Consider the following 10,954-nt stretch of genomic DNA (forward strand, 5'->3'; position numbering starts at 1 on the left):
GAAGCCCACCTCAAGATTAGATTTCCCATAGCGTAAGCTAGTAAGATCCCTTGAAGAACACAAGGTTGATAGGTTGGGGGTGTAAGCGTAGCAATACGTTCAGCTGACCAATACTAATAGATCGAGGGCTTGACCAATAATATTAACATATAATTTCAAGTGCAATTTTCAGAGAACAATCTGAATATTTGGTGATGATGGCATAGAGGGTACACTCCTTTCCATTCCGAACAGGAAAGTTAAGCTCTATAACGCCGATGGTACTGCACGGGTGACTGTGTGGGAGAGTAGGAAGTTGCCAAGTGAAAACAAGAGGAAAAAGATAGTCATTACTATCTTTTTTTTTATGGAGAAATTTAGTTTACAAAAAATTTATTTACAAAAGAGGAAGATAAATCTTTCTCTTTTCAACGCGTTCAAAAAAGAAAGAGGAAAGAAATAATAGTTTAACTACTATTTAGAGAAAGGAAGTTTTGTTAGTGAGAAAGCCAGAGTTTTTTTCTATGATTAAGAATAGAAAAACATGGATTAGCAAGGAACAAGTAATTAATGATGTTATAGCGGGGAGTGTGGTTGCGATAATAGCATTACCACTTTCAATAGCAATAGGGATATCATCAGGAGTAAGTCCAGCAAAAGGATTATTAACAGCAATAATAGCAAGTTTATGTGTATCTGTATTAGGCGGAAGTAGGGTCCAAATTGGTGGACCAACAGGTGGATTTGTTGTAATTGTTTATGGAATAATACAAACGCATGGATTCGGAGGATTATTAGTTGCAACACTAATGGCAGGGGTAATTTTAATTTTACTTGGAGTTTTTAGATTAGGGAATCTAATAAAACATATTCCAAGAAGTATTATATTAGGATTTACAGCAGGAATCGGAGTGGTGTTGTTCACAGCTCAGATACAAGAATTTTTTGGATTAAGAACTGGTAAATTACCAGTTGGATTTTTTGGAAAGTGGGAAACGTATGGACATACTATTGCTACAATAAGTATTTCCACATTAATAATAGGTCTTATATCTATAGGAATTATTGTATTTTTCCCTAAAATTAATAAAACTGTTCCAAGTTCTTTAATAGCATTAGTTTTTGTAACGATTGGAGTTAAAGTTTTGGGAATTGATACACCAACTGTTGGAAGTACTTTTGGGCCAATTAGTTCAAATATTCCAATGCCACAAATACCAAATCTTACTTTAGCAAATATGGAAAGTTTAATGATGCCAGCTATAACAATTGCAATTTTAGGATACATACAGTCTTTATTAACAGCAGTTGTTACTGATGATATGTTAGGACATAAGCATAATTCTAATACTGAACTTGTAAGTCAGGGAATTGCAAATATTGTACTATCTTTATTTGGAGGAATACCAGCAACGGGAGCTATTGCAAGAAGTACGGCAAGTGTTAAAAATGGGGGAAGAACTCCTATTGCAGGAATTGTACACGCAATTATTTTATTAGTTGTACTGCTTGTATTTATACCATTATTACAGTTTGTTCCATTAACAGTATTAGCAGCGATTCTTATTGTGGTATCATATAATATGACTGAATGGAGATTATGTAGAGATTTATGTAAGAAGGATAAATTTGATGGAATGGAACTAGTTCTTACATTAATTCTTACTGTTTGTGTAAATTTAGTAATAGCAATTGTAATTGCTATGATTGTTCATTTAGTAAGAACAAAATTGATAAATAGAAATATGCCAACATCTCCATCAAGAGCAAAAATGGGAATAGTATAGAGAATTTAAATATAGTTCTTAGTAACTGGGGCGTAATTTAAGAGCAAATTTTATTGTAAATAATAAAATTTGCTCTTTTTAATATATAGGAAAATATAAAAATTTGAAGACTATGAGTTAGATAAAATTTAGCTTATAGTCTTTTGTTTTTTTGAAAATATTTGATTTATAAATAAAATATTTGAATTAGTTAATGTGATTTAGTCTAGTATCTCATAGCTTTACAATAATTTAATTCTAAAATGATAACTTAATGAATATTATAAGTATGAGAAAAGTAATGAGATTATGGGAGGAATTAGAATTGGGGAATGTGGAGTTAAAAAGTGAGAGTGTTTTTAAAGATGTTCAAAAGTATGAGAAACATAATATAACAGATTTTAATATGTATCTTTTCCATCAAGGAAGAAATTTTAATTCATATGATATATTAGGAAGTCACTTAGTTAGAGAAGATGGAAAGAATGGCATTAGATTTACAACGTGGGCACCACGTGCGCAGGAAATTTTTCTTACAGGAGATTTTAATGGATTTTGTATTCAAGATAAATATAAAATGAAAAAAATATCCAACTTAGGATTATGGAGTTTATTTGTTGAAGGCTTGAATGAAGGTATTAAGTATAAATATGGGATAAAAAATTGGAATAATGAAATGGATTATAAAGCAGATCCTTATGGAATATGTTCTGAAGTTAGACCGAATAGTGCATCAATAGTATGCGTACCTAATGAGTTTAAGTGGAAAGATAGTGAGTGGATATTTAAGAGAAATAATTTAAATATATATGAGAGTCCTGTGAATATATATGAGATTCATTTAGGTTCTTGGAAGACAAAAGAAAATGGTGATTTTTTAGCTTATGATGAGTTAAGTGAGATTTTACCGGACTACTTAGAAGAGATGGGATATACACATGTAGAGATTATGCCATTAGTAGAGCATCCGTTAGATGCTTCATGGGGATATCAAGGACTTGGATTTTATTCTTTAACTAGTAGATATGGAAGTATAGAAGGTTTTAAGAAGTTAGTTAATGAATTGCATAGAAGAGATATTGGTGTAATTATGGATTGGGCACCAAGTCATTTTTGTAAGGATGGACATGGGTTATTTAAATTTGATGGAACACCAACATATGAGTATGAGGAAACTTGGAAAGCAGAGAATAAGGGATGGGGAACTTGCAATTTTGATTTAGGAAGACCAGAAGTTAAAAGCTTTTTAATCTCGAATGCATTATATTGGCTTAGAGAATTTCATATAGATGGACTTAGAGTTGATGCAGTATCAAATATGCTATATCTAAATTATTGTCGTGAAGAAGGAGAATGGGTTCCTAATATTTATGGTGATGATGGGAATTTAGAAGGAATTCAATTTTTAAAAGAACTTAATCAAGCTGTATTTAAAGAGTTTAGGAATGTAATGATGATAGCAGAAGAATCAACATCATGGCCAAATGTTTGTAAACCAATTGAGATGGGAGGATTAGGGTTTAATTTTAAATGGAATATGGGATGGATGAATGACAGTTTAGAGTATGTTGAATTAGATAGTTTATATAGAAAATTTAATCATACAGCCTTAACATTTCCTATGATGTACAATTACACAGAAAATTTTATTTTACCAATATCTCATGATGAAGTAGTTCATGGAAAGAAATCTTTATTAGATAAGATGTGGGGAGATTATTGGACAAAGTTTGCTGGACTTAGACTTTTTGGAGCGTATATGATGGGACATCCAGGTAAGAAGCTTTTATTTATGGGCAGTGAGTTTGGACAGTTTATAGAGTGGCGAGAATATGAGGAGTTAGAGTGGAAGCTTATAGATGCATATCCTATACATGGAGATATGCAAAGTTTTTTTAAAGAATTAAACAATATATATAAGAATAATAAAGCATTATATGAACAGGATTATAAGCCTTGTGGATTTAAGTGGATAGATGCAGATAATAATGAGCAGAGTATTTTATCTTTTATAAGGAAAGGAAAGAAAGAGGAGGATACTATTATTTGTATTTATAATTTTACGCCAGTAGTGTATTACGATTTTAGAATAGGAGTACCAAATATAGGATCTTATGAAGAGATATTGAATACAGATGAAAAGAGATTTGGCGGTTCAGGACAAGTTATGGGACAAGAGATATTTACAGAAAATGTTTGGGCACATGGAATGGAACAAAGTATTAGAGTTAAAATTCCACCAATGGGTGCTGTTTTTATGAAGTTAAAGAATACGATGAGTATAAAAGAAATTGAAGAAGGAGAGGACGAATAATGAAGATATTATATGTTGGAGGAGAGGCAAATCCATTTATAAAAAGTGGTGGACTTGGTGATGTTTTAGGATCTTTACCTAAGACTATAGTAGAAAAGGGTGATGATGCAAGAGTTGTTATTCCTAAATATAAGAATATTAAAGAAGAACTTAAAGAAAAGTTAGTTTTCAAAAAGTGGTTTATGGTTCAAGTGGGATGGAGAAGACAGTATTGTGGTGTATTTGAATATAATCATGAGGGAGTTATATATTATCTTTTAGATAATGAGTACTATTTTGGAAGAGATGGATTATATGGATATGCAGATGATGGAGAAAGATTTGCATTTTTTAATAGAGCGGTTTTAGAATTTTTAAAAGAAATAGATTATCAACCAAATGTAATTCATTGTAATGATTGGCATACAGGAATGATTCCAGTTTTATTAACATTAGAATATAGAAAAGATTTATTTTATTATGATATGAAAACAATATTCTCAATTCATAATTTAAAATTCCAAGGTGTGTTTGATAAGAATGTATTACCAGAATTATTTGGATATGATTTAGAGCCTTTTAATAATGGAAGTTTAGCTTTTGATAATGGAATAAGTTTTATGAAGGGTGGAGTAATGTATGCAGATAAAGTATCAACTGTTAGTTACTCATATGTAGAGGAGATAAAAACGGAGGAATATGGTGAAAGGATGGATTATTCTCTTAGGGAGAGAGGATATGCTTTAAATGGAATATTAAATGGAATTGATTATGATGAATATAATCCAGAGTTAGATAGATTAATTGATAGAAATTATAATGAAGAAAATTTTGAGGAAGGAAAAAAAGAAAATAAAATTAATTTACAAAGAACTTTAGGACTAAAGATTGATGAAAATATACCGATAATAGGAATTGTATCAAGGCTTACAAGTCAAAAAGGATTAGACTTAATTGTAACTATGCTAGATAGAATTCTTCAAAGAAATGTTCAATTAGTGATTTTAGGAACAGGTGATTATCATTTTGAGGAACATTTTAGACACTTAAATTATAGATATAAAGAAAAGGTGTCTGCAAATATAATGTTTGATAATAATTTAGCACATAAAATATATGCAGCATCAGATATGTTTTTAATGCCATCACTTTTTGAACCATGTGGATTAGGTCAATTGATTGCGCTTAGATATGGCTCTATTCCCATAGTTAGAGAGACTGGTGGATTAAAAGACACAATTTTACCATTTAATAAATATAATGGGGAGGGTAATGGATTTAGCTTTAAAAATTATAATGCACATGAAATGGCAAATGTGATTGAAGAAGCAATAGATACATTCTCAAATAAAGTTGTTTGGAATTCTATAGTAAGGCAAGCACTAAGATCAGATAACAGTTGGGAAAAATCCGCACAGGATTATTTAGATCTTTATGCGAGGTGTTAAGTAATCCTTATAAAATAGGAGGTATATTTTATGATAAATATAGGAAAAGAGGAGTTTAAGAAAGCTTACTTAAAGAAATTTCTTGAGATTCATGGAGAAGAACTAGGTGAGGGGAATAGTTATAAGAAGTATGAGGCTTTAGGAAGCTTAGTTAAAGATTATGTAGGAGAAAAATGGGTTCAGACTACAAGAAGGTATAATAATAGTGGTGAAAAACAAATATATTATTTTTCTATGGAATTTTTATTAGGAAGACTTCTAGGAGATGCATTATTAAATTTAGGATTGAGAGATGTATGTAGAGAGGCATTACATGATCTTAATATAGATTTAGATGAGTTGGAAAATTTAGAACATGATCAAGGACTTGGAAATGGAGGGCTAGGAAGACTTGCAGCTTGTTTCTTGGATTCTATGGCATCTTTGAATATAGCAGGACATGGTTGTGGAATAAGATATAAATATGGTTTTTTTGAGCAAAGAATAGTGGATGATATGCAAATTGAGGTTTCTGATAATTGGCTTAGAGATGGGAACCTTTGGGAAAAGAGAAAACAAGATAAAAAAGAAATAGTTAAATTTGGTGGTAATGTAATAGCAGAAGAAGTTGGTGGTAAAATTAAATTTACACACATAAATTATGAGCCTATATTAGCTGTTCCTTATGATACACCAGTAGTTGGATATGAACATGAAACAATAAATAATTTAAGACTTTGGAGTGCAGAAACTGTAAATGATGAATTTGACTTTTCATCATTTAGTAGAGGTGAATTTTTAAAGGCATTAGAGTATAAAAATTCAGTTGAAGCAATCTCACAAGTTTTATATCCAAATGATAGTCAATACGAAGGAAAAATGCTTAGGCTAAAACAACAATACTTTTTTGTGTCAGCAGGAGTACAAAGTATAATAAGACACTATAAGAAGTATAGTGGAAAAATAGAGAATTTAGATGAAAAAATAGCGCTTCATATAAATGATACTCATCCAACACTTGTAATACCAGAACTTATGAGAATTCTTTTAGATGAAGAAGGATTGGGCTGGGAAGAGGCATGGAAGATAACAGTAGGAACTGTTTCATACACAAACCATACAATACTTGCAGAAGCATTAGAAAAATGGCCAATAGATATGTTTAGAACACTACTACCAAGAATATATATGATAGTAGAAGAAATTAATAAAAGATATTGTCAAGAACTCTGGAATAAGTATATAGGACAATGGGATAAGATTTCAAGAATGGCTATAATTGCAGATGGGCAAGTTAGAATGGCTAACTTAGCTGTTGTAGGAAGTCATAGTGTAAATGGAGTTGCAAAGCTTCATACTGAGATATTAAAGAAGCAAGAGATGCAAGATTTATATTATTTTTATCCAAATAAATTTAATAACAAAACTAATGGTATAACGCATAGAAGATGGTTAGTTAAGAGTAATCCAGAGTTAACAAAACTTCTTAGAAATACTATTGGAGATGGATTTATAAAACATCCAACAGATTTAAATAAATTTGAGGCTGAAGTAAATAAAAAGGAAGTTCAACTAGAACTTTCAAGAATAAAAAGAGTTAATAAAGAAAAGCTTGCTAAAACTATATTAGATACAAAGGAAATTCTAGTGGACCCAGATTCAATTTTTGATGTTCAAGTTAAAAGAATACATGCATATAAAAGACAAAGTCTAAATTGTTTGAGAATAATGCATATGTATAATGAGCTTTTAGAAAATCCTAATAAAGATATAGTGCCAAGAACATTTATATTTGGAGGAAAGGCAGCACCAAGTTATCATTTAGCTAAGAATACAATAGAGCTTATAAATAGATTAGCTAAGGTAATAAATAGTGATCCAAGAGTTAATGAAAAAATGAAGGTAGTTTTCTTAGATAATTATAGAGTTTCATTAGCAGAAGAGATAATAAGAGCAACAGATTTAAGTGAGCAGATATCTACAACAACAAAGGAGGCATCGGGAACATCAAATATGAAATTTATGATGAATGGTGCACTTACTATAGCAACTTTAGATGGAGCAAATATAGAGATAAAAGATGAAGTAGGACCAGATAATATATTTATTTTTGGATTGCAATCACAAGAAGTTTTAGACCTTTATAAATATGGAGGGTATTCATCATATGAATATTATAGAGATGATCAGAGAATAAGAGCAGTTGTAGATGATTTAGTTAATGGTAAATATTATAGTGATAGAGAAAGATTTAAGCCAATGTATGATAATCTGATTACTCACAATGATGAATTCTTTGTATTAAAGGACTTTAATTCTTATATCGCAACTAATGAGAGAGTAGATAGAGAGTTTAGAGACGTATATAATTGGCAAAGGAAGTGTGGAATAAATATAGCACATTCAGGAGTTTTTTCTTCTGATAGAACTATATCTGAATATGCAACAGGGATTTGGGGATCAGAACTGATTTATAAAAATCTATAAAAAAAGGCTATCTAGAAGAAATTTTAGATAGCCTTTATTAAGTTTTAAAAAAACATATGTATAAAAGTAGTAGCTACAACATATGTTTAAGTAAGATAAAAGTTAACATATGAGAGGAGATTGGTTATGAAGAAGAATGATATAGTTGCGATGATACTGGCGGGTGGACAAGGTTCACGACTTGGTGTGCTAACAAAAAATTTAGCAAAACCAGCAGTTCCTTTTGGGGGGAAGTATAGAATAATAGATTTTCCGTTAAGTAATTGCTCGAATTCAGGTATATATAAAGTAGGAGTATTAACACAGTATAAGCCATTAGAGCTTAATTCACACATAGGAATAGGAAGTCCATGGGATTTAGATAGACGAGGAAGTGGGGTAAATATTTTACCACCATATCAAAAAGAAAAAGGTGGAATGTGGTATAAGGGAACAGCAAATGCAATATATCAAAATATAGAATATATAGATAGCTATAATCCTAAATATGTTTTGATATTATCAGGAGATCATATATATAAGATGGATTATTCTAAAATGTTAGATTTTCATAAAGAGAAAAATGCAGATGCAACAATTGCAGTTATAAATGTATCTATGGAAGAGGCAAGTAGATTTGGAATAATGAATACTAATTCAGATTCAACAATATATGAGTTTGAAGAAAAACCAGCATTCCCTAAAAGCACAAATGCATCTATGGGAATTTATATTTTTAACTGGAAAAATTTAAAAAGACATTTAGAAGAAGATGAAAAAAATCCAGTATCTAATAATGATTTTGGAAAAAATATTATACCTAAAATGCTTGATGAAGGAAGTACTCTTGTAGCATATCCTTTTGATGGATACTGGAAGGATGTTGGAACAATAAAAAGTCTTTGGGAAGCAAATATGGATTTGTTAGATAAAGATAATAAGTTATGTTTACATGATGATGAATGGAAAATATATTCAGAAAATCCTGTAAGCCCAGCGGCAATTATAGGAGAAGAGGCAAGTTTGAAAAACTCATTAGTAGTAGAAGGGTGTTTAGTAAAAGGAAAAGTCGAAGGGTCAGTTTTATTTCAAGGTGTTCATATAGGAAGAAATGTAACAATAAAAAATTCAGTTATAATGAACAATGCATATATAGAGGATAATGTTGTAATAGAAAAAGCAATTATAGGAGCAGAGGCTAGAGTAGGAAAAGAATCAAGAGTGGGAAATGGAAAAGAGATTGCAGTAGTTGGGGCTAAAGATTGTATTGAGAAAGGAAGTATAATAGTTTCAGATGTGGAACTATAATTTTTAGGGTGATAATATATGAAAGAATGTATCGGTATAATAAATTTAGATGAAAATGAAAATGGGTTAGGAGAACTTACTAAAAAAAGAGTAATAGGTTCAGTACCAATAGCAGGAAAGTATAGAGTAATAGATTTTGTTTTATCTAATATGACAAATTCAGGTGTGGAATGTATAGGAATATTTACAAAAAATAAATCAAGATCATTAATGGATCACCTAACTAATGGGCGTCCTTGGGATCTTCATAGAAAAAAAGATGGCCTTAAAGTCTTTAATTTTGGTAATGAAGATCCTTATTATGAAGATGTCCATAGCTTTTTAGAGAATATGGAATTCATTAAATATAGTAGGAAAGAATATGTAATAATGGCTCCATCATATATGATATGTAATATTGACTATAATGAAATACTAGAAGCACATAAAAAAAGTAAGAATGATGTAACTATGATATATAAAGAAGTAGATAATGCAGATAGAAGTTTTATGGACTGTGAGATATTAAACATAAAAGACGGTAATAGAATAACAAGTATAGGTGAGAATTTAGGTGAAAGTAAAAAAGCTAATGTAAATATGGAAATGTATATAATGAAAACAGAATTATTTGTTGATATAGTATATGATTCAATAAGAAATGGTGCATATAGAAAAGTAAAACAATTTATTCATTCAAAATTAGATAAGCTAAAAGTAAATGCTTATAAATTTGAAGGATATTTAAGTTGTGTAAATACATTAGAAGAATATTATAAGACAAATATGAATTTACTAACACCAGGAGTATGTAAAGAGATATTTTCAAGTAAAGATTTAATATATACTAAATCAAAAGATTGTGCACCAACACAGTATACAGAAACGAGTAATGTGAAAAATTCAATAATAGCAAATGGATGTTATATAGAAGGGGAAGTTGAAGATTGTATTATAGGAAGAGGTGTACACGTAGCTCAAAATGTAAAATTAAAAGGATGCATAATAATGCAAAATGCAACTATAGGACAAAATTCTAAATTAGAAAATATTATACTAGAGAAGGGTATGAGAATTGGAGATGAAGAAAAGTATATAGGAACACCTGAATTTCCAATAATAATTCAACGAAAAAATAGTAGGTATTAAATAAAGTAAACTCAGTAGATTAAAGTGCTCATATTTGAGAAAATTTTTAAATTACTACTGAGTTTATTTTTTTATAAAAGAAATTTTGAAGAAAATATAAGGAAATTATATAGATTTTTTAATGAAATTCATCTATTGAGGATAATTATTCTGTAAGAAAGCATACAAATATTGTATTTAAGTAGAGGAAAACAAAGATAAATAAAGATAAGTGTGCCAGGCGTATCAATATTAGGAAAAAGGCGAAAAAAAGTGAAAAAAGGCGGAAAATTAAAATAATATCATTTTAATAAAAAAAATAAATAATCAAAAAATATTTAAAGTGGTAAGATAGTAAATGTTCCAAGCGACAGGGTCAAATACTTGAAGTAAAGGAACACTACAAAAAAACAAAAACAATTTTTAAAAAAAGTTGTTGACATAAAAGTTTTTAAGTAGTATACTAAACAAGTCGCCAAAAGCGATTGAAACAAAATGGTCTTTGAAAATTGAACAGATTAATATATAAACAAACTTAAACCAGCAATTCTTTTATTAGTAAGTTTTATGAGCAATTTAAGATTAAACTTTTTATTGAGAGTTTGATC

6 protein-coding genes and 2 rRNA genes are annotated in these 10,954 nt (G+C 29.7%); all 8 read left to right on the top strand.

What is annotated here, in order from left to right:
• Positions 1–137: ribosomal RNA gene (locus ACRDDY_RS14765) — 23S ribosomal RNA — on the top strand; the annotation flags it as partial.
• A 50-nt stretch (positions 138–187) separates the two neighbouring features.
• Positions 188–304: ribosomal RNA gene (gene rrf / locus ACRDDY_RS14770) — 5S ribosomal RNA — on the top strand.
• A 175-nt stretch (positions 305–479) separates the two neighbouring features.
• Positions 480–1,766 (top strand): SulP family inorganic anion transporter, encoded by a 1,287-nt coding sequence (locus ACRDDY_RS14775; protein ID WP_438565705.1) that lies wholly within the window; start codon positions 480–482, stop codon positions 1,764–1,766.
• Positions 1,767–2,019: 253 nt separating this feature from the next.
• The gene (glgB, locus tag ACRDDY_RS14780) at positions 2,020–4,059 is read left to right on the top strand and encodes a 1,4-alpha-glucan branching protein GlgB (protein ID WP_438565706.1); all 2,040 of its coding nucleotides are present in this window, start codon (positions 2,020–2,022) and stop codon (positions 4,057–4,059) included.
• The gene (gene glgA, locus ACRDDY_RS14785) at positions 4,059–5,486 is read left to right on the top strand and encodes a glycogen synthase GlgA (protein ID WP_438565707.1); all 1,428 of its coding nucleotides are present in this window, start codon (positions 4,059–4,061) and stop codon (positions 5,484–5,486) included. Before glgB ends, glgA begins: the two co-directional genes overlap by 1 nt.
• Before the next feature lie 30 nt (positions 5,487–5,516).
• The gene (locus ACRDDY_RS14790) at positions 5,517–7,952 is read left to right on the top strand and encodes a glycogen/starch/alpha-glucan phosphorylase (RefSeq protein ID WP_438565708.1); all 2,436 of its coding nucleotides are present in this window, start codon (positions 5,517–5,519) and stop codon (positions 7,950–7,952) included.
• A gap of 126 nt (positions 7,953–8,078) precedes the next feature.
• On the top strand, positions 8,079–9,239 hold the full coding sequence (locus ACRDDY_RS14795) for a glucose-1-phosphate adenylyltransferase (protein ID WP_438565709.1): 1,161 nt from the start codon (positions 8,079–8,081) through the stop codon (positions 9,237–9,239).
• 18 nt (positions 9,240–9,257) lie between these two features.
• Entirely contained in the window at positions 9,258–10,367 is a 1,110-nt protein-coding gene (gene glgD / locus ACRDDY_RS14800; RefSeq protein ID WP_438565710.1) for a glucose-1-phosphate adenylyltransferase subunit GlgD, read from the top strand.
• Positions 10,368–10,954: the final 587 nt, after the last annotated feature.

This window comes from Clostridium sp. (assembly GCF_051656525.1).
GTDB lineage: Bacteria > Bacillota > Clostridia > Clostridiales > Clostridiaceae > Clostridium.

Excerpts from the sequence above, each read along its gene's own strand:
- glgD (WP_438565710.1), top strand. The coding sequence starts at position 9,258 with ATGAAAGAATGTATCGGTATAATAAATTTAGATGAAAATGAAAATGGG.
- ACRDDY_RS14795 (WP_438565709.1), top strand. The coding sequence starts at position 8,079 with ATGAAGAAGAATGATATAGTTGCGATGATACTGGCGGGTGGACAAGGT.
- glgA (WP_438565707.1), top strand. The coding sequence starts at position 4,059 with ATGAAGATATTATATGTTGGAGGAGAGGCAAATCCATTTATAAAAAGT.
- ACRDDY_RS14790 (WP_438565708.1), top strand. The coding sequence starts at position 5,517 with ATGATAAATATAGGAAAAGAGGAGTTTAAGAAAGCTTACTTAAAGAAA.
- glgB (WP_438565706.1), top strand. The coding sequence starts at position 2,020 with ATGAATATTATAAGTATGAGAAAAGTAATGAGATTATGGGAGGAATTA.